Source organism: Micromonospora sp. NPDC005707 (genome assembly GCF_040631005.1).
Lineage (GTDB): Bacteria > Actinomycetota > Actinomycetes > Mycobacteriales > Micromonosporaceae > Micromonospora.
The window spans coordinates 222227-240211 of sequence record NZ_JBEXYR010000004.1; the positions used below are offsets into that span (position 1 = coordinate 222227).

Genomic DNA, 17985 nt, shown 5'->3' on the forward strand with positions numbered 1-17985 from the left:
TGCCGCGATGACAACCGCCAAGTCCCTGCCGGTCGCGCCGAACCTGATCGAACTCGCGATCGGCGGCATGACCTGCGCCTCCTGCGCCGCCCGGATCGAGAAGAAGCTCAACCGGATGGACGGTGTCGAGGCCACGGTCAACTACGCCACCGAGAAGGCCACCGTCCGGTACGCCGACGAGGTCACCACGGCCGAGCTGATCGCCACCGTGGAGAAGACCGGCTACACGGCCGTCGTCCCGCCGCCGCCCGCGCACGTCGCCGACGGTGCGACCGCCGAGCCGGTGGACGAGCTGCGCGGGCTGCGTACCCGGCTGTGGGTGTCGGTCGTGCTGACCGTGCCGGTGATCGTGCTGGCCATGGTGCCGGCCTGGCAGTTCGACTACTGGCAGTGGCTGTCGCTGACCCTGGCCGCCCCGGTCGTGGTCTACGGCGGCCTGCCGTTCCACCGGGCCGCCTGGATCAACCTGCGGCACGGCGCGGCGACCATGGACACGCTGGTCTCGCTCGGCACCCTCGCCGCGTTCGGCTGGTCGCTCTGGGCCCTCTTCCTCGGCGACGCCGGGATGCCCGGGATGACGCACCCGTTCCGCTTCGACATCACCCGCACCGACGGCGCCGGCAACATCTACCTGGAGGCCGCGGCCGGGGTGACGGTGTTCATCCTCGCCGGCCGCTACTTCGAGGCCCGGTCCAAGCGGGCCGCGGGCGCCGCCCTGCGCGCCCTGCTGGAGCTGGGCGCCAAGGACGTGGCGGTGCTGCGCGGCGGGCAGGAGACCCGGATCCCGGTCGACCAGCTCGTGGTCGGCGACCGGTTCGTGGTGCGCCCGGGTGAGAAGGTCGCCACCGACGGCGTGGTCGAGGAGGGGACCTCGGCGGTCGACGCCAGCATGCTCACCGGCGAGTCCGTGCCGGTCGAGGTGGGGCCGGGCGACACCGTGGCCGGCGCCACCGTCAACGCCGGCGGCCGGCTCGTCGTCCGGGCCACCCGGGTCGGCGGCGACACCCAGCTCGCGCAGATGGCGAGGCTCGTGGAGCAGGCGCAGACCGGCAAGGCGGCCGTGCAGCGGCTCGCCGACCGGATCTCCGGTGTCTTCGTGCCGATCGTGATCGCCCTTGCTGCCGGCACGCTGGGCTGGTGGCTGGGCACCGGGGGTGGCACGACGGCCGCGTTCACCGCCGCCGTGGCGGTGCTGATCATCGCCTGCCCGTGCGCGCTGGGGCTCGCCACGCCGACCGCGCTGCTGGTCGGCACCGGGCGGGGCGCTCAGCTCGGCATCCTGATCAAGGGGCCGGAGGTGCTGGAATCCACCCGCCAGGTCGACACCGTGGTGCTGGACAAGACCGGCACCGTCACGACCGGGAAGATGACGCTTGTCGACGTGCTGCCTGCCGAGGGCGAGGACCGCGCCGGGCTGCTCCGGCTCGCGGGCGCGCTGGAGCGGGCCTCCGAGCACCCGATCGCCCGCGCCGTGGCCGACGGCGCCGCCGCGGCGGGACCGCTGCCCGCGGTGGCCGGCTTCGCCAACGTCGAGGGCCTCGGCGTGACCGGCACGGTCGACGGCCGCGACGTGGTGGTCGGGCGGCTCCGGCTGCTGCGCGAGCGCGGTCTCGACGTACCCGAGGAGGTCGTGCGGGCGGTGACCGGCGCGGAGGCCGCCGGCCGGACGGCGGTCCTGGCCGGCTGGGACGGCCGGGCCCGTGGCGTCCTCGCGGTGGCCGACGTGGTGAAACCGACCAGCGGGGCGGCCGTCGCCCGGCTGCGCGAGCTGGGGCTCACCCCGGTGCTGCTCACCGGCGACAACGCCACCGTGGCGAAGGCGGTGGCCGCCGAGATGGGCATCGACGAGGTGATCGCCGAGGTCCTGCCGGCCGACAAGGTGGCCGTGGTCGAGCGCCTCCAGGGCGAGGGGCGGACCGTGGCCATGGTCGGCGACGGGATCAACGACGCCGCCGCGCTGGCCCAGGCCGACCTGGGGCTGGCCATGGGCACCGGCACGGACGTGGCCATCGAGGCGTCCGACCTGACCCTGGTGCGGGGCGACCTGACGGCCGCCGTCGACGCCATCCGGCTCTCCCGGCGCACCCTCGCGATCATCAAGGGCAACCTGTTCTGGGCCTTCGCCTACAACGTGGCGGCCCTTCCGCTGGCCGCCGCGGGCCTGCTCAACCCGATGATCGCCGGCGCGGCGATGGCCTTCTCGTCGGTCTTCGTGGTGGCGAACAGCCTCCGGCTGCGGCGCTTCCGCCCGGTCGCCTGACGGCCGGGGATTCGCGGGGCGGCCGTCGGGGTACTTCGCTGACGTCACCGAAAGCTGCTGAGTGGAGGTTTTCATGGGCATCGACGACAAGATCGACAACGCGACCGAGAACACCGCCGGCAAGGTCAAGGAGGGCGTCGGCCGGGCCACCGACGACGAGCGCCTCGAGGCCGAGGGCCGCAACGACCAGGCGGCCGCCAACCTCAAGCAGGCCGGCGAGAAGATCAAGGACGCCTTCAAGAGCTGACCACCCCTGTCCGCGGGCCGGGCCGGCAACCCCTTGCCGGCCCGGCCCGCGGCGTGGCAGACGCTCCACATCGAACTGTCCAGAGTCGCGAGCTGCGCTCGCTGGCGGTTCCTGGCGAGCCGCCCGGACAACCCCGACCTCGTCCGCGAGTACCGGCCCGACCTTCCCGTCTGGCAGGCCGAACTCGTGCAGTGGGAGGAGCGGTGGGGCCGGCCCCACCCGTACCGGGGCCGGCTGTTCTGACGCCGACGGGTCAGCGGCGCACCCGGTAGCGGATGTGCGTCACAGTGGGGGCCGCCACGACCCGCACCGGTTCCAGGGGCACGTCCAGCGGGCCGTCGAAGAGGGGCGTGCCGCCGCCCAGCACGATCGGCACGACGTGCAGCCAGATTGAGTCGAGCAGGCCGGCGGCGAGATACTGCCGCACCGCGCTGCCTCCGCCCGCCACGGCCACGTCGAGGTCGCCGGCCGCGGCGCGGGCCCGGGCCAGCGCCGCCTCGATGCCGTCGGTGACGAAGTGGAACTCCGTCCCGCCCCGCATCGTCAGCGACTCGCGCGGGTGGTGCGTCAGCACGAAGACCGGGACCCGCCACGGCGGGTCGTCGCCCCACCAGCCGGTCCAGTCCGGGTCCCAGGCGCCCTCGCCGCCGCCGAACATGCGGCGCCCCATCACGTACGCGCCGACTCCGGCGATCATCTCGTCGACCAGCGCGGCGTCGACGTTGCGCTCCCCGCCGGCCAGCCCGTGCTGCCCGCGCCAGCTCTCGCTGGCGAACAACCACTCGTGCAGCCGCAGGCCGCCCCGGCCGAGCGGGTCCTGGCGGCTCTGCCCCGGCGCCGCGACGTACCCGTCCAGCGACACCGACAGTTGACTGGTGACCTCTCCCATACGAGGTGGACCCTCCGGGCCGGCGGAACTCATCGGTCGCCGGCCAGCCGGGCTGCGCGTACCTCCAGGTAGTGCCGCTCGGGCAGGCTGACGGTGGCGCGGGCGGCAGCCAGGTAGGCGGTGCGGGCGGCCTCCCGGTCGCCGGCCAGTTCGAGAAGGTGGGCGCGGACGGCGGCGAGCCGGTGGTGGCCGGCGGTCCGCTCGTCGGCGTCCAGCGGCGCCAGCAGGGCGAGCCCGGCCCGCGGCCCGTCCACCATGGCCACCGCGGCAGCCTGGTTGAGGGTGACCATCGGGTTCGGCGCGAGCCGGGCCAGCACCCGGTAGAGCGCGACGATCTGCGGCCAGTCGGTGTCGGCCGCGGTGGACGCCTCGGCGTGCACCGCCGCGATGGCGGCCTGCACCTGGTACGGGCCGGGGGCCGACCAGGTCAGCGCCTCGGTGACCAGGGCGACCCCCTCGTCGATCCCGGCCCGGTCCCAGCGGGTGCGGTCCTGCTCGGCCAGCGGCACCAGCTCACCGCCCGGGCCGGTACGCGCCGCCCGGTGCGCCTCGGTGAGCAGCATGAGGGCCAGCAGCCCGGCCACCTCGCCGTCGTCGGGGAGCAGCCGGCGCAGCTCCCGCGCCAGCCGGATCGCCTCGCCGGTCAGCTCGGCCCGGTGCAGCTCGGCCCCGCTGGAGGCGGTGTATCCCTCGTTGAAGACCAGGTAGAGGACGTGCAGCACGGCGTGCAGCCGCGCGTCGCGGTCGGCCACCGAGGGCATGGCGAACCGGGCTCCGGCCGCCTCGATCCGCTGCTTGGCCCGGCGGATCCGCTGGCTCATGGTGGCCTCCGGCACCAGGTACGCCCGGGCGATCTCGGCGGTGCTCAACCCGCCGACGGCCCGCAGGGTGAGCGCCACCTGGGCGCTGACCGTGAGCGCCGGATGGCAGCAGAGGAAGAGCAGCTTCAGGGTGTCGTCCTCGCCCGGCGGTTCCTCGTCGGCGGCCGGGGCGTTCGCCGCGTACGCCGGTTCCCGGACCGCGACGGCGACCTCACGGTCCCGGCGGGCCCGTTCGCTGCGCCACTCGTCGGTGAGCCGGCGGGTCGCCACGGTGACCAGCCACGAGCGGGGATGGTCGGGCACGCCCTGGGCGGGCCACTGGCTCGCCGCGGCGAGCAGCGCCTCCTGGACGGCGTCCTCGCAGGCGTAGAACTGGCCGTGCCGGCGGACGAGCACGCCGAGGACCTGCGGCGCGAGGGCGCGCAGCAGGTCCTCGACCGCCCGGTCGGTCACATCTCCGTCCCGGCCTGCTCCATCACCGGCCGCACCTCCAGCACGCCGACTCCGTGCGCGACGTCCGGCCAGCGCGCGGCGATCTCGGCGGCCCGTTCCGGGGTCTCGCAGTCGACCGTCAGGTAGCCGGCGAACTGCTCCTTGCTCTCCAGGAACGGCCCGTCGGTGACCTCGGTGCCGCCGCCGGCGGCGGCCCGGACGGTGCGGGTCTGCGCCGGGTGGGCCAGCGCCTCCCCGCCGACCAGCTCACCGGACTCGGTCAGCTCCTTCATGATCACGTCGACCTCGCCGAAGATCGCGTTCCGCTCCTCCTCGGACAGCTCCTCGACGAAGCCGGGCCGGTTCCAGATCAGCAGCATGTACTTCACGGTGCACTCCTCGGGTTCGGGCCACCGGCGGTGGCGCCTCTCGCAGACAGGTCGGAGCGGGTTCGTCTGATCCGACATCTTCCCCGAGGAAAAGTCAGCGACCTCCGCGCAACGGGCGGCGCGTCGGGACGCCGGCGTCGAGGGAGGCCCGGTCGGCGGCCGTGGTGCCCGAGGTCCAGCCCTCCGCGTCGCGGACCTGGAGCCGGTGCCGGGTGACGCCGGGGAAGAGCTGGTCGACCCGTTCCCGGACCGCGTCCGAGCGGGCGGCGAGCACCGGGAGCAGCCGGTCGTCGGCCCGCTCCTCGGCCGCCGCCGCGGTGGCCGACCGCAGGCGCTCCCCGATCCGCAGCGCGAACGCGTTGAGGAAGGACTCGTCGTAGCCCTTGGTACGCCGGCCGCTGCCCTTGCGGCGCTCGCCCCGGCCACGCAGCATCGCGGCGGTGGCCTGCACCAGCAGCGAGGTGTGCAGCAGTTCGACCGCGGCCAGGTCGGCCGGGAAGCCGAGCACGGTGGCGAAGCCGAGGTCGTCGGACCAGATGGACTCGCAGCGGTTGGCCGCCGCCACCTCCTGGATGAGCAGCGCCTTCGCCGCGGCGTACGGGGCGTCGGTGCCGAGCCGTACGCCGCCGGGCCGGTCGGGTCGCTCGGCGGCGGCGTCGAGCAGGGCGGCGTCGATGCTGTGCCGGGCCATCAGCTCCTGCGCCTTGCCGGTGAGCGCCTCCGCCTCGGCGGGGAACGTGGTCGACTCGGCCTTGGCCAGCAGCGCGCGTACCCGGTCCAGCATCCGTGAACCGGTCGCCGGGGCGGCGGCGTGCGCGGCGGCGGCCGGTCCGCCCGGCGGCGGGCGCAGCACCGCGATCGGCGGCAACCCCGCCACCAGGGCGAGCGCGTCGACGGCGTCCCGCAGCGCGCTGATCCGGTCGCCTTCGGCGCGCCGGTCCAGCCAGCCCGGATCGCCGTCCCACCGGGCGCCCAGCTCGGCGAGCTGGTCGTCGAACCAGGAGGGGACCGGGTCGGGCATGGCGCGCCGCTGCGCGGCCAGCACGTCCCGGAGCAGCCGGGCGCCCCGCGGGGTCAGCCGGCGGGTGGCGAGCCGCTCCAGGTCCACGGGCTGCCAGCCGCGCGACCAGAGCCGCGCCACGCCGCGCGTCAGCCGGGTGAGGAGCGCCGCGTCCACGTCCGGCGGGTCGCCGACGACCAGCCGGTCCAGGGCCCGCTCGGCCGCGCGTACGTCGGTGCCGCGGGCCGCCGCGAGGGCGTCGGCGAGCGCCTGATCGGCATCCGGCACGGGTGGCTCCCTCTCTGGCGGCAGGCGGCGGGTCGCGCACCCGGCAACGAACGGTACCGGCGCGGGAACGCCTCCGGCCGGTGACCGCGCTCACCGTTCATCCGTCCGGGCCCGGCGTCCGTACTCCTGACCGGATCGGGGCGGGCGCGGCGGACGGAGATCGACGTGGGCGGGCGGGGCAGGCGGGACCGGGGTCTGCACCGACGGCGGCGGGCGTCCCGCGCCGGCACCCTGACCCTGGTGGTGCTGCTGGTCGCGGCCGGCCTCGCCGGGTACGCGGCCCGACGTCACCCGGACCTGCTGGTCGCGGCCGGCGTGCGGCCCGCCGCGCCGGCCGCCGGGCCCGCCCGCCCGGCGGTGACCACGCCCGCCGCGCCGCCGGTCCCGGCCGCCGGCCGGGTGCCGCCGGGCATCAGCTATCCGGACCGGGGTACGGGCCGGTTCCGCACCGCCACCGGCGTCGGCGCGGTGGCGGGTCGAGGTGGTGAGCTGCTCCGTTACCGGGTCGCCGTGGAGGACGGCATCGGCAACCTCGACGTGGAGCGCTTCGCGCGGGAGGTGGCGGCGACGCTGGCCGATCCGCGCGGCTGGACCGGTGGCGGCCGGTGGCGGCTGCAGCGGGTGGGGCGCGACGATCCGGCCGACTTCACGGTGCAGCTGACCACGCCGGTGACGCGGGGCCGGCTCTGCGCCGACACCACCGACCACTACACCTCCTGCCGCAACGGCGACCAGGTGGTGATCAACGTGGCCCGCTGGGTGCGCGGCGTGCCGCAGTTCCCCGACCTGGGCCTCTACCGGCAGTACCTGCTCAACCACGAGGTCGGGCACCGGCTCGGCCGGGGCCACGAACTGTGCCCCCGGGCCGGCGGCCCGGCGCCGGTCATGGAACAGCAGACGCTCGGCCTGCACGGCTGCACCCCGAACGCCTGGCCCCGGGTGGACGGCGAGCTGCACAGCGGCCCCTCCGGCCAGTACGACGACCCGATCCCGGCCGAGGACTGACGGCCTGCGGCGCGCGCCCGCCGGTGGTGAGATGGACCCCATGGAGTACGTGAAGTTCGGGTCCACCGGCCTGGAGGTGTCCCGGCTCTGCCTGGGCTGCATGAGCTACGGCGAGCCCAACCGCGGCGGGCATCCCTGGTCGCTGTCGGAGCAGGAGAGCCGCCCCTTCATCCAGCAGGCGCTGGAGTTGGGGGTCACCTTCTTCGACACCGCCAACGTCTACTCCGACGGCACCAGCGAGGAGATCGTCGGCCGGGCGCTGAGGGACTTCGCCCGCCGCGACGAGGTGGTGATCGCCACGAAGGTGCACGGCCGGATGGGCCCCGGGCCGAACCGGGGCGGGCTGTCCCGCAAGCACATCATGAGTGAGATCGACGCGAGCCTGCGCCGGCTGGGCACCGACTACGTCGACCTCTACCAGATCCACCGGCTCGACCCGGGCACGCCGATCGAGGAGACCCTGGAGGCACTGCACGACCTGGTCCGGGCCGGCAAGGTCCGCTACCTCGGCGCCTCCTCGATGTACGCGTGGCAGTTCGCCAAGGCGCTCTGGGCCGCCGAGCGGCACGGCTGGACCCGGTTCGTCTCGATGCAGAACCACTACAACCTGCTCTACCGCGAGGAGGAGCGGGAGATGCTCCCGCTCTGCCTCGACCAGGGCGTCGCGGTCATCCCGTGGAGCCCGCTGGCCCGGGGCCGGCTCACCCGGGACTGGGGGGAGCGCACCGCGCGGGCGGAGACCGACGAGTTCGGCCGCGCGCTGTACGGGCGTACCGAGGAGAACGACCGGGCGGTGGTCGACGCCGTGGCCGGGATCGCGGCGGCGCGCGGCGTGCCCCGGGCCCAGGTGGCGTTGGCCTGGGTGGCCCGCAACCCGGCGGTCACCGCGCCGATCGTGGGTGCGACCAAGCCGCACCACCTGACCGACGCGGTGGCCGCGCTGGAACTGCAACTGACCGACGAGGAGGTGGCCGCCCTGGAGGCGCCCTACGTCCCGCACCCGGTGGCGGGGTTCCAGTAGCCGGTCCTCGGAATGATTTTCCGGCGCAATTCGCCGGGCCGGCGAAAATGCCGGAAGGAATTCGACGCCCGCGGCGTCAGCGCACAAACAGGGTGTAACTGGGGGCGAAGCCGGTCCGGCAGCGGAACGACACCCAGACCCGGCGCGCGACTCCTTCGGCGCCGACCTGCCGGCATTCGGCCTGGGCGTCGGACACCTGGTCGAAGGCGGCGGTGTAGACCTGCTGCTCCGCCGGGAACGCCTCGGTGCGGGGCCGGTAGGTGACGATCAGGTCGTCGCCGGCGAAGCCCGACCGCACCGAGAACGACTCCCAGGCGCCGGCGGTCCGGCCGGCCTCGCCGATGACCGAAGCGCGGCCGAAGGCGTACGTGCCCAGCAGCGCGGTGGTCGGCTCCGGGGTCGCGGCGTGGGCGGCGGACGGGGCGAGCAGGGCCCCGGCGATGCCGGCCAGGACGAGGGGTCGCGTGAGCTTGCGCATCTGTTCAGGTCCTTTGCGAATAGTCGCGGGGATCTCCCGCGGTTTCTCGGGACGACCGGCGGGAGGGTTTCTCCCGGGCGGTGCGAAAAGGACCCTACGAGTCGTCCACTGCGGACGGTGTAAAGCAGATCACAGCAAGCGGAGAACAATTTGTTAAGCAATTTGTGACGGGTCAGCGGGGGAACGAGGCCCAGATGTTCTTGGTGTCGTCGGTGGCGTACCAGCCGACCGCGAGCGAGACCGACTCGGCCAGCATCAGCCCGCGCCCGCCCGAGTCGAGCGGGTGGATGTCGCCCTGCCCCGGGACGGTGCTGAGGTCGTGGTCGGCCACGTCGAGCAGGAAGCAGTCGTCGGCCGCGAGCAGGGTGACGATCGTCGGCGGCCGGCCGTGCCGCAGCGCGTTGGTCGCCAGTTCGGTGGCGACGAGCACCACGAGGTGGGGCACCTCGTCGAGATCCTCGCCCTGGACCAGGCCGTGCCGGGTCAGCGCCTCGCGCAGCGAGGCCCGCAGGGCGCGCAGTTCCTCGGCCGTGGCGAGCACCCACTGCTCCAGCTCGGCGGCCTGCGGCGGCGGCGGTGAGGTTCGCAGCTGTCCCATGAACAGGCCTTACCCTGCGTAGCCGCTCGCTAAGCCGGCCCGGGCCGGCTCCCGGATCACACCCGGGAGCCGGCCCGGCCGCTCAGCGGCGGAGCAGGGCGAAGACGCCCCAGCCCAGGTACTCGCGCTGGTAGCGGACGTGCCGCAGCGGCTCCTCGGTCAGCTCCCGGCGCAGCTCCCCGGCCAGCTCGTCGTCGGGGTTCGCGTCGAGCCAGCGGCGCAGGTTGAGCCAGTGCGCGGCGGCGTACCGGTCCCAGCTGTGCTGGTCGGCGAGGACCATCTCGACCAGGTCCCAGCCACACTCACCGAAGAGCCCGACCAGCCCGGGCAGGTCCCGGAACTCGTCGCGGGAGCGGGCGTGGCAGGCGGCCACGGTCTCCTCGTCGGGCGGGTCGAGCCGCCAGTACGGCTCGCCCACCAGGACCATCCCGCCGGGGCGCAGGCCGCGCTCCAGGATCTCCAGGGTGCCGGGGACACCCCCGCCGATCCAGGTCGCCCCGACGCAGGCGGCCAGGTCGACGCGCTGCTCCGGTACGTGTGTGGCGGCGTCGCCGTGCACGAACCGGACCCGGTCGGCGACGCCCAGCTCGGCGGCGCGCGCCCGGGCGGCGGCGGTGAAGGCGGTGCTGATGTCCACCCCGGTGCCGGTGACGCCGTGGTCCCGGGCCCAGGTGCAGAGCAGCTCGCCCTTGCCGCTGCACAGGTCGAGGATCGACGTGCCGGGCCGGAGCTTGATCGCCCGGCCCAGGGTGGCGAGCTTGGCGTCGTCGAACGGGTTGAGGATCCGGAGGTCGCCCTCGCGGATGGTGAAGCTACGTGGCAGATCCAAAGCGGTCACTCCAAGGGAAGGGTGCGGAGGTCGGAACGAGGCGGGAATCGCTCGGCACGGGCACCAAAACACCCTCTTCAGGCAGTCGGAGTGACGTTGGCCGCGAGGCTAGTCACCAGCCTGCCGGCCGCCAACCGAATTAACCGGCCGGTTGGTCCACCGGGCAGGCGTACGCGGTCCGGCCGCCCACCTGCCAGGTCCGCACCGGGCTGCCGCAGCGGCGGCAGCGCTCCCGCTTGTACACCCACCGCTCGTCCGGCGCGGCCGGGTCGCTGACCACCTGGCCCAGGTCCCGGCCGAGCGCGAGGTGAACGACGGCGAGGCGCCACAGCCGCTCCGCCGCCGGTGCGCCGACCGTCCGGGCGTCCGGGTCGAGCCCGGCCAGGAAGAGCAGTTCGGCCCGCCACGCGTTGCCGATGCCGGCCCAGACGGCCTGGTCGAGCAGCGCCGCGCCCACGGGCGCGCCGGTCGCGGTGAGCCGCCGGACCGCCTCGGCCGGGTCGGCGTCGGCGCGCAGCGGGTCCGGCCCGAGGGAGGCCCGCAGGGCGCGCTCCGCGTCCGCCGGCAGTGGCTCGCAGCGGATGGGTGCGATGAGGTCGTACGCGACGGTCGGGCCGGCCAGCCGCAGCCGGGTGCCGGGGCGGGGCGGCGCGGCCGGGTCGTCGTAGCGCAGGAACAGGCCGCGCATGCCGAGGTGGACGTGCAGGGCGGGCGCGTCGGGGAAGTGGTAGAGCAGGTGCTTGCCGTCCGCCTCGACCGCCCGCAGCGGGCGGCCCGCGTACGGGGCCGGGTCGAAGCGGCCCTGGGGGCTGGAGAGTGTGACGTCACGCCCGGCCAGCGCGTCGTGCTGCTCCCGCGCGTACCGGTGGATGAGGTGGCCCTCGGGCATGTCCGGCACGTACCCGACCGGCCGGGGCGGAAACGACCGTGGGCCGGCCACACCCTCGCCGTCCCGCAGGTGTCGGCCGCGCGGATATCTGCTGTGGTCTATGTCACGTTAGCGTGCCGGCACGCCGGCCGTCCCGCCGGCGCTCCGACGGGAGAACGCCATGAAGACACCGTGGAAAGCCGCCACCACCCTCGCCGCGGCCCTCCTCCTGATCCTGCCCGGCGGCGTCGCCGCCCGGGCCGCGAGCACGCCCTACACCAAGACCCCGGTCGCCGGCTCGCTGCGCACCTACCCGATCTCCGCCGTGTACGTCGCCGGGGTCTCCTCCGGTGGCTACCTGGCCACCCAGCTCCAGGTCGCCTACTCGGCGGGGATCCGGGGCGCCGCGATCTTCGCGGCCGGCCCCTACTACTGCGCCCAGAACAACGTCGCCCAGGCGCTCTACGGCTGCGGCGACAACCTCTACCCGACCCACGTCGCCACGCTGGAGAGCTACACCCGCACCTGGGCGTCCTACGGCTGGGTGGACGGCACCGGCAACCTCGCCGGCCAGCCGGTGTACGTCTACCACGGCGGCAACGACAGCACGGTGAAGAAGTCGGTCACCGACGACCTGGTCCGCTACTACCAGGACTTCGGGGCGAGCGTCCGCTACGACTCCGGCAGCGCGGCCGGCCACTCCTGGGTCACCCCGTACGGCACGGTCGGCTGCACGGCCACCGCCTCGCCGTTCCTCGCCGACTGCGGCACCGACCCGCAGGGTGCCTTCCTCGGCAAGCTGCTCGGCTCGGTCTCCGCGCCGAACACCGGCCCGCTGGGCGGCACCCTGATCCGTTTCGGTCAGGACACCTTCGCCACCAACGGCTGGGCCAACGGGCTGAGCATGGACGCCAACGGCTTCGCCTACGTGCCGAGCGCCTGCGCCGCCGGCACCACCTGCCGACTGCTTGTCGCCCTGCACGGCTGCGCCCAGGGGTACGCCAGGGTCGGCACCGCCTTCGTCGACCGGGCCAACCTCAACCAGTACGCCGACACCAACCGGCTCATCGTGCTCTATCCGCAGGCGATCTCCAGCGGGGTGAACCCGAACGGCTGCTGGGACTGGTGGGGCTACCTCGGCGCGACGAACTATCCGATCAAGGGCGGCGCCCAGGTCGAGACGATCATGAACATGGTCCGCCGCCTCGACGGCTGAGCCGGGAATCCGGCCCGTACCGGCAGGTGCGGGCCGGTCGGCTCCTGCGATACCGTCACCACGTGATGGTCGAGGAGCACTGGTGGAACGGGGTCACCGCCCCTCGTGGGCGTCGTGACGTCTACATCCGCACCGACGGGCAGCGCTGGGAGGTGCAGGCCCAGATCGGCGGCACCGCCGGCCGGTCGAAGATCCAGGAGTGCCCGAGCCGGGGCTCGGCGAGCATCCTGGCCGGGGCGTGGCGCGGCAGCGGCACCGGCTGGCGCGAGGTGCGTCGCTGAGACCCTGACGGGCCGGTCAGTCCCCCGGCCCGTTCACCGCGCCGTCGACCAGTGACGCGGCGACCTCCCGTAGCTCTCCACCGTCCCACCGGCCACCATGCCGGACATCGCACGGACGGCATTTCCCCGCACGGCGCGACGTGGCCGAAGCCCTGGTCGCCGCCGTTCGACACGGACCGCTGACTCTCGCGCCGGGTGACCCGGCTCACCCGCGGTGCGCTCCGCGTGAAAGGCGCGTCAAGAAACCGGCCGCGGCCGTCACGGTCGCGTTATAGCCCCTGTCCGCGCGCTCGATCCGGCGTTGTGATGGCTCGGCGCGACCCGAAGGCGGTCGCCCGACAACGTCCGGTAAGAGGAGTCAGCCGTGTCTGACGTGGTGTTCGTGCTGGTGACGGTGGTGCTGTTCGCGGCGCTCGCCCTCGTGGTGAGGGGTGTGGAGAAGCTGTGAGCGCGGTGAACGCCGCCGGCCTGGTGTTGGCGATCGGCCTGGGCCTTTTCCTGGTCGTCGCCCTGCTGTTCCCGGAGCGCTTCTGATGACCATGACAACAGCCGGTGTCATCTTCCTGCTGTCCCTGGTGGCGGCGCTGGTCGCCGTTCACAAGCCGTTCGGTGACCACATGTACCGGGTGGTGTCCGGCAGCCGGCAGTCCCGCGTCGAGCGTGGGATCTTCCGACTGGTCGGCGTCAACCCGGCCGCCGAGCAGACCTGGGGCGTGTACGCCCGCAGCGTGCTGGCCTTCTCGGCCGTCTCGATCCTGTTCCTCTACCTGTTCCAGCGGGTGCAGGACCGGCTCTGGCTCTCGCTGGGCTTCGACCCCGTGGTGCCGCACGGCGCCTGGAACACCGCCGTGTCCTTCGTGACCAACACGAACTGGCAGTCGTACTCGGGTGAGTCGACCATGGGTCATCTCGTGCAGATGGCCGGCCTGGCCGTGCAGAACTTCGTCTCCGCCGCGGTCGGCATCGCCGTGGCGGTGGCCCTGATCCGCGGGTTCGCCCGCAGCCGCACCGGCGGGCTGGGCAACTTCTGGGTGGACCTGACCCGGATCACCCTGCGGGTCCTGTTGCCCGTCGCCGTGCTCGGCGCGCTCGCGCTGATGATCGGCGGCGTGGTGCAGAACCTCTCCGGCGGCACCGACGTCACCACGCTGACCGGTGGGACACAGCACCTGACCGGTGGCCCGGTGGCCGGCCAGGAAGTGATCAAGGAGCTGGGCACCAACGGTGGCGGCTTCTACAACGTCAACAGCGCCCACCCGTTCGAGAACCCGACGGCCTGGACGAACTGGCTGCAGATCTTCCTGATCCTGCTCATCCCGTTCAGCCTGCCCCGGGTCTTCGGCCGGATGGTCGGCCAGAACCGGCAGGGCTACGCGATCGCCGCGGTCATGGCCATCCTCGCGCTGGCCAGCGTCACCCTGACCAACGTCTTCGAGCTGGCCGGGCACGGCACCGTCCCGCAGGCCGTCGGTGCGGCACTGGAGGGCAAGGAGGTCCGGTTCGACGTGTCGAACTCCGCGACCTTCGCCGCCGCCACCACCCTCACCTCGACCGGAGCGGTCAACTCGTTCCACGACTCGTACACCGCGCTGGGCGGGATGATGACGCTGGGCAACATGATGCTCGGCGAGGTCGCGCCCGGCGGCGTCGGCTCCGGCCTCTACGGCCTGCTGATCCTGGCGGTGATCACGGTGTTCGTCGCCGGCCTGATGGTCGGCCGGACGCCGGAGTACATCGGCAAGAAGATCGGTTCGCGCGAGATCAAGCTCGCCTCGCTCTACTTCCTGATCACTCCGGCGCTGGTGCTGGCCGGCACGGCGGCGGCGTTCGCCACCGGCAACAACGCCACCGCGCTCAACGTCGGCCCGCACGGCCTCTCCGAGGTGCTGTACGCCTTCACCTCGGCCGCCAACAACAACGGATCCGCGTTCGCCGGCATCACCGTGAACACCACGTGGTGGGACACCGCGCTCGGGCTCTGCATGCTGCTCGGCCGGTTCCTGCCGATCATCTTCGTGCTCGCCCTGGCCGGTTCGCTGGCCCGACAGCAGCCCACTCCCGCGTCCGAGGGCACCCTGCCGACCCACCGACCGCTCTTCGTCGGGATGGTCGTCGGCGTCACGGTGGTCCTCGTGGCGCTGACCTTCCTTCCCGCACTCGCGCTCGGCCCCCTCGCTGAGGGGCTGTGACCACCATGAGGAACGAGGACATGTCCGTCACGCCCGTGACATCCGGCACCGGCGAGGAGCCGGTGGCCGGCACCCCCGCCCGCCACGGCAACCGGGTCGGCGGGGGGTTGCTGGACCCCAAGCAGCTGATCCGGTCGCTGCCGGACGCGCTGCGCAAGCTCGACCCCCGCACCCTCTGGCGCAACCCGGTGATGCTCATCGTGGAGATCGGCGCCGTCTTCACCACCGCCCTGGCGGTCGCCGACCCGTCGGTCTTCGCGTGGGCGATCACCGTCTGGCTGTGGCTCACCGTGGTCTTCGCGAACCTGGCCGAGGCGGTCGCCGAGGGCCGGGGCAAGGCCCAGGCCGCCGCCCTGCGGCAGGCGAAGCAGGACACCGTCGCCACCCGCCTCGTCGGCTGGACGCCCGGTGCGGCGGCGAACGCCTACCGCGACGAGGCGGTCCCCGCGCCGCAACTCCGGCAGGGCGACATCGTCCTGGTCGAGGCCGGCAACATCATCCCCGGCGACGGGGACGTGGTCGAGGGCATCGCGAGCGTCGACGAGTCGGCGATCACCGGCGAGTCCGCGCCCGTCATCCGGGAGTCCGGCGGCGACCGCAGCGCGGTCACCGGTGGCACCCGGGTGCTCTCCGACCGGATCATCGTGCGGATCACCCAGAAGCCGGGCGAGAGCTTCATCGACCGGATGATCGCCCTGGTCGAGGGCGCCAACCGGCAGAAGACCCCGAACGAGATCGCGCTGAACATCCTGCTCGCCGCGCTCACGATCATCTTCCTGCTGGCCGTGGTGACCCTCCAGCCGCTGGCGATCTTCGCCAAGGGCTACCAGGCGGCCGCCCCCGACACCGGCGCGATCACCGATGCCGGTGTCAGCGGCGTGGTGCTGGTGTCGCTGCTGGTCTGCCTCATCCCCACCACCATCGGGGCGTTGCTGTCGGCCATCGGCATCGCCGGCATGGACCGCCTGGTGCAGCGCAACGTCCTGGCCATGAGTGGCCGGGCCGTCGAGGCGGCCGGCGACGTGAACACCCTGCTGCTGGACAAGACGGGCACGATCACCCTGGGCAACCGGCAGGCCGCCGAGTTCCTCCCGGTCGAGGGGGTGACCGCCGCCGAGGTCGCCGACGCCGCGCAACTGTCCAGCCTCGCCGACGAGACCCCCGAGGGCCGTTCCGTCGTGGTGCTCGCCAAGAACGAGTTCGGGCTCCGCGAGCGCGAACCGGGACTCATCCCGCACGCCACCTTCGTGCCGTTCACGGCGCAGACCCGGATGAGCGGCGTCGACCTGGGCCCGGACAGCCCCGGCGGCGGCGTCCGCCGGATCCGCAAGGGCGCCGCCGCCGCGGTGATGAAGTGGGTACGCGAGAACGGCGGCCACCCGACCGAGCAGGTGGGCGAACTGGTCGACGGGATCAGCGGCACCGGCGGCACCCCGCTGGTGGTCGCCGAGCACGTCGACGGCGAGCCGGCCCGCGCCCTCGGTGTCATCCACCTCAAGGACGTGGTCAAGGCCGGCATGCGCGCGCGCTTCGACGAGATGCGCCGGATGGGCATCCGCACCGTGATGATCACGGGCGACAATCCGCGTACCGCGCGGGCCATCGCGGACGAGGCCGGCGTGGACGACTTCCTCGCCGAGGCCACCCCCGAGGACAAGCTCGCGCTGATCAGGAAGGAACAGCAGGGCGGCCGGCTGGTCGCCATGACCGGCGACGGCACCAACGACGCGCCGGCCCTCGCCCAGGCCGACGTCGGCGTGGCCATGAACACCGGCACGTCGGCCGCCAAGGAGGCCGGCAACATGGTCGACCTCGACTCCGACCCGACGAAGCTCATCGAGATCGTGGAGATCGGCAAGCAGTTGCTGATCACCCGCGGCGCGCTGACCACCTTCTCGATCGCCAACGACATCGCCAAGTACTTCGCGATCATCCCGGCGATGTTCGCCGGCATCTACCCGAGCCTGGACACGCTGAACGTCATGCGGCTGTCCAGCCCGGAGTCGGCGATCCTCGCCGCGGTCATCTTCAACGCGATCGTCATCGTCGCGCTCATCCCGCTGGCCCTGCGCGGCGTGCGCTACCGGCCGGCGAGCGCGTCGAAGCTGCTCAGCCGCAACCTCTGGCTCTACGGCCTCGGCGGCATCATCGTGCCGTTCGTCGGCATCAAACTCATCGACCTGCTCATCCAGTTCATTCCGGGGATCTCGTGATGCGCCTCCCTACCTGGCTCGCCCAACACCTGGCCGCCCTCCGCGCGCTGCTCGTGTTCACCGTCCTGCTCGGCCTCGCGTACCCGCTGGCCCTGGTCGCCGCCGGCCGGATCCCCGGCCTCGACGGCCGCGCCGACGGCTCGCTCGTGACCGTGAGCGGCAGGACCGTGGGCAGCTCACTCATCGGCCAGTCCTTCACCGATGCGGACGGCAACCCCGTGCCGCGCTACTTCCAGTCCCGGCCGTCGGCGGCCGGCGACGGCTACGACCCCACCGCCACCTCGGCCAGCAACCTCGGCCCGGAGAGCGTGGTCGACACCATCGCCGCCGACCCCGGCGACTCCACGCAGAGCCTGCTCACCCAGGTCTGCTCCCGCAGCAGGGCGGTCGGCGAGCTCGACGGCGTCGACGGGCGGCGGCCCTACTGCACGCCCGACGGGGTCGGCGCGGTGCTGGCCGTGTTCCGCGCCGGCGGGCTGACCGGCCCGGTCACCCGGGTCGTCAGCGTCAACCAGGCCGCGCCGGCGACGCCCTTCGTGGCGACCTGGCAGGGCGTCCCGGTGGAGCCCGCCCAGCCCGGCCACGACTACGTGGCCGAGGGCGGCGTCGTCACCCCGGTCCGGGGGGACGCGCCGGCGAAGCCGGCCGTACCGGCCGACGCGGTCACGGCGAGCGGCAGCGGCCTCGACCCGCACATCTCCCCGGCGTACGCGGAGATCCAGGTGGGCCGGGTGGCGCGCGAGCGCGGCGCCGACCCGGCGGCGATCCGCCGGCTGGTCGCGGAGCACACCACCGGCCGGTCGCTCGGCTTCATGGGCGAGCCCGGCGTGAACGTCCTGGAACTCAACCTCGCGCTCGACCGGACGTTCCCGGCGCGCTGACCGTTCGGCTCGTCGAGAGGGGGCCCCGCCACATCGCCAGGCGATAAGCGGGGTCCCCTCCGTCGGTGAAGGGAAGATGG

At 73.5% G+C, this 17985-nt stretch carries 18 protein-coding genes; 10 read left to right on the forward strand and 8 right to left on the reverse strand.

The features are described from left to right. Positions 1 to 7: 7 nt before the first annotated feature. Both ABZ452_RS08875 and ABZ452_RS08880 read left to right on the forward strand, forming a co-directional pair. The gene (locus ABZ452_RS08875; protein WP_357940484.1) at positions 8 to 2260 is read left to right on the forward strand and encodes a heavy metal translocating P-type ATPase; all 2253 of its coding nucleotides are present in this window, start codon (positions 8 to 10) and stop codon (positions 2258 to 2260) included. Positions 2261 to 2333: 73 nt separating this feature from the next. Continuing rightward, a complete protein-coding gene (locus ABZ452_RS08880; RefSeq protein WP_091260889.1) occupies positions 2334 to 2507 on the forward strand; it encodes a CsbD family protein in 174 nt (57 codons plus the stop codon). A gap of 253 nt (positions 2508 to 2760) precedes the next feature. Here the strand turns inward: ABZ452_RS08880 and ABZ452_RS08885 are convergent, their stop codons facing one another. From ABZ452_RS08885 to ABZ452_RS08900, 4 genes are all read right to left on the reverse strand, one after another. Then, a complete protein-coding gene (locus ABZ452_RS08885) occupies positions 2761 to 3396 on the reverse strand; it encodes a dihydrofolate reductase family protein (protein ID WP_357940486.1) in 636 nt (211 codons plus the stop codon). A 29-nt stretch (positions 3397 to 3425) separates the two neighbouring features. Next, the gene (locus ABZ452_RS08890) at positions 3426 to 4670 is read right to left on the reverse strand and encodes a sigma-70 family RNA polymerase sigma factor (protein WP_357940488.1); all 1245 of its coding nucleotides are present in this window, start codon (positions 4668 to 4670) and stop codon (positions 3426 to 3428) included. Continuing rightward, positions 4667 to 5029 (reverse strand): YciI family protein, encoded by a 363-nt coding sequence (locus tag ABZ452_RS08895; protein WP_357941051.1) that lies wholly within the window; start codon positions 5027 to 5029, stop codon positions 4667 to 4669. Before ABZ452_RS08895 ends, ABZ452_RS08890 begins: the two co-directional genes overlap by 4 nt. Before the next feature lie 103 nt (positions 5030 to 5132). Beyond that, entirely contained in the window at positions 5133 to 6326 is a 1194-nt protein-coding gene (locus ABZ452_RS08900; RefSeq protein WP_357940490.1) for a DUF2786 domain-containing protein, read from the reverse strand. A 165-nt stretch (positions 6327 to 6491) separates the two neighbouring features. Between ABZ452_RS08900 and ABZ452_RS08905 the strand changes: the two genes are divergently transcribed. After that, entirely contained in the window at positions 6492 to 7331 is an 840-nt protein-coding gene (locus ABZ452_RS08905; RefSeq protein ID WP_357940492.1) for a DUF3152 domain-containing protein, read from the forward strand. Positions 7332 to 7371: 40 nt separating this feature from the next. After that, positions 7372 to 8352, forward strand: coding sequence for an aldo/keto reductase (locus tag ABZ452_RS08910; RefSeq protein ID WP_357940494.1), 981 nt, complete (start codon positions 7372 to 7374; stop codon positions 8350 to 8352). A 76-nt stretch (positions 8353 to 8428) separates the two neighbouring features. On the opposite strand, the gene ABZ452_RS08915 is transcribed toward ABZ452_RS08910, so the two are convergent. The 4 genes from ABZ452_RS08915 to ABZ452_RS08930 form a co-directional block, all read right to left on the reverse strand. Next, positions 8429 to 8830, reverse strand: coding sequence for a hypothetical protein (locus ABZ452_RS08915; RefSeq protein WP_357940496.1), 402 nt, complete (start codon positions 8828 to 8830; stop codon positions 8429 to 8431). 172 nt (positions 8831 to 9002) lie between these two features. Beyond that, a complete protein-coding gene (locus tag ABZ452_RS08920) occupies positions 9003 to 9428 on the reverse strand; it encodes an ATP-binding protein (protein ID WP_357940499.1) in 426 nt (141 codons plus the stop codon). An 82-nt stretch (positions 9429 to 9510) separates the two neighbouring features. Continuing rightward, positions 9511 to 10266: a methyltransferase domain-containing protein gene (locus ABZ452_RS08925; RefSeq protein ID WP_357940501.1), complete on the reverse strand. Its 756-nt coding sequence runs from the start codon at positions 10264 to 10266 to the stop codon at positions 9511 to 9513. Between the two features lie 130 nt (positions 10267 to 10396). Continuing rightward, on the reverse strand, positions 10397 to 11146 hold the full coding sequence (locus ABZ452_RS08930) for a DNA-formamidopyrimidine glycosylase family protein (RefSeq protein WP_357940503.1): 750 nt from the start codon (positions 11144 to 11146) through the stop codon (positions 10397 to 10399). Positions 11147 to 11306: 160 nt separating this feature from the next. On the opposite strand from ABZ452_RS08930, the gene ABZ452_RS08935 reads away from it, so the two are divergent. The 6 genes from ABZ452_RS08935 (at position 11307) to ABZ452_RS08960 (ending at position 17905) form a co-directional block, all read left to right on the forward strand. Continuing rightward, positions 11307 to 12341 (forward strand): PHB depolymerase family esterase, encoded by a 1035-nt coding sequence (locus tag ABZ452_RS08935; protein WP_357940505.1) that lies wholly within the window; start codon positions 11307 to 11309, stop codon positions 12339 to 12341. Between the two features lie 65 nt (positions 12342 to 12406). Beyond that, entirely contained in the window at positions 12407 to 12622 is a 216-nt protein-coding gene (locus tag ABZ452_RS08940; protein ID WP_357941053.1) for a hypothetical protein, read from the forward strand. A 444-nt stretch (positions 12623 to 13066) separates the two neighbouring features. Next, positions 13067 to 13156 carry a K(+)-transporting ATPase subunit F gene (gene kdpF, locus ABZ452_RS08945; RefSeq protein ID WP_357940507.1) on the forward strand — a complete coding sequence of 30 codons (90 nt, stop codon included), beginning with the start codon at positions 13067 to 13069 and terminating at the stop codon, positions 13154 to 13156. After that, a complete protein-coding gene (gene kdpA, locus ABZ452_RS08950) occupies positions 13156 to 14811 on the forward strand; it encodes a potassium-transporting ATPase subunit KdpA (RefSeq protein ID WP_357940509.1) in 1656 nt (551 codons plus the stop codon). The genes kdpF and kdpA overlap by 1 nt, the downstream gene beginning before the upstream one ends. A gap of 20 nt (positions 14812 to 14831) precedes the next feature. Then, complete coding sequence (kdpB, locus tag ABZ452_RS08955) at positions 14832 to 17024, forward strand: potassium-transporting ATPase subunit KdpB (protein ID WP_357940511.1); 2193 nt, start codon at positions 14832 to 14834, stop codon at positions 17022 to 17024. Further along, on the forward strand, positions 17024 to 17905 hold the full coding sequence (locus tag ABZ452_RS08960) for a potassium-transporting ATPase subunit C (protein WP_357940513.1): 882 nt from the start codon (positions 17024 to 17026) through the stop codon (positions 17903 to 17905). Before kdpB ends, ABZ452_RS08960 begins: the two co-directional genes overlap by 1 nt. Positions 17906 to 17985 lie beyond the last annotated feature (80 nt).

What these genes read in the sequence shown, in the direction of transcription:
- ABZ452_RS08875 (WP_357940484.1), top strand. Translation starts at nt 8, where the DNA reads ATGACAACCGCCAAGTCCCTGCCGGTCGCGCCGAACCTGATCGAACTC.
- ABZ452_RS08880 (WP_091260889.1), top strand. Translation starts at nt 2,334, where the DNA reads ATGGGCATCGACGACAAGATCGACAACGCGACCGAGAACACCGCCGGC.
- ABZ452_RS08885 (WP_357940486.1), bottom strand. Translation starts at nt 3,396, where the DNA reads ATGGGAGAGGTCACCAGTCAACTGTCGGTGTCGCTGGACGGGTACGTC.
- ABZ452_RS08895 (WP_357941051.1), bottom strand. Translation starts at nt 5,029, where the DNA reads ATGCTGCTGATCTGGAACCGGCCCGGCTTCGTCGAGGAGCTGTCCGAG.
- ABZ452_RS08910 (WP_357940494.1), top strand. Translation starts at nt 7,372, where the DNA reads ATGGAGTACGTGAAGTTCGGGTCCACCGGCCTGGAGGTGTCCCGGCTC.
- ABZ452_RS08915 (WP_357940496.1), bottom strand. Translation starts at nt 8,830, where the DNA reads ATGCGCAAGCTCACGCGACCCCTCGTCCTGGCCGGCATCGCCGGGGCC.
- ABZ452_RS08920 (WP_357940499.1), bottom strand. Translation starts at nt 9,428, where the DNA reads ATGGGACAGCTGCGAACCTCACCGCCGCCGCCGCAGGCCGCCGAGCTG.
- ABZ452_RS08930 (WP_357940503.1), bottom strand. Translation starts at nt 11,146, where the DNA reads ATGCCCGAGGGCCACCTCATCCACCGGTACGCGCGGGAGCAGCACGAC.
- ABZ452_RS08935 (WP_357940505.1), top strand. Translation starts at nt 11,307, where the DNA reads ATGAAGACACCGTGGAAAGCCGCCACCACCCTCGCCGCGGCCCTCCTC.
- ABZ452_RS08940 (WP_357941053.1), top strand. Translation starts at nt 12,407, where the DNA reads ATGGTCGAGGAGCACTGGTGGAACGGGGTCACCGCCCCTCGTGGGCGT.
- kdpA (WP_357940509.1), top strand. Translation starts at nt 13,156, where the DNA reads ATGACCATGACAACAGCCGGTGTCATCTTCCTGCTGTCCCTGGTGGCG.
- kdpB (WP_357940511.1), top strand. Translation starts at nt 14,832, where the DNA reads ATGTCCGTCACGCCCGTGACATCCGGCACCGGCGAGGAGCCGGTGGCC.
- ABZ452_RS08960 (WP_357940513.1), top strand. Translation starts at nt 17,024, where the DNA reads ATGCGCCTCCCTACCTGGCTCGCCCAACACCTGGCCGCCCTCCGCGCG.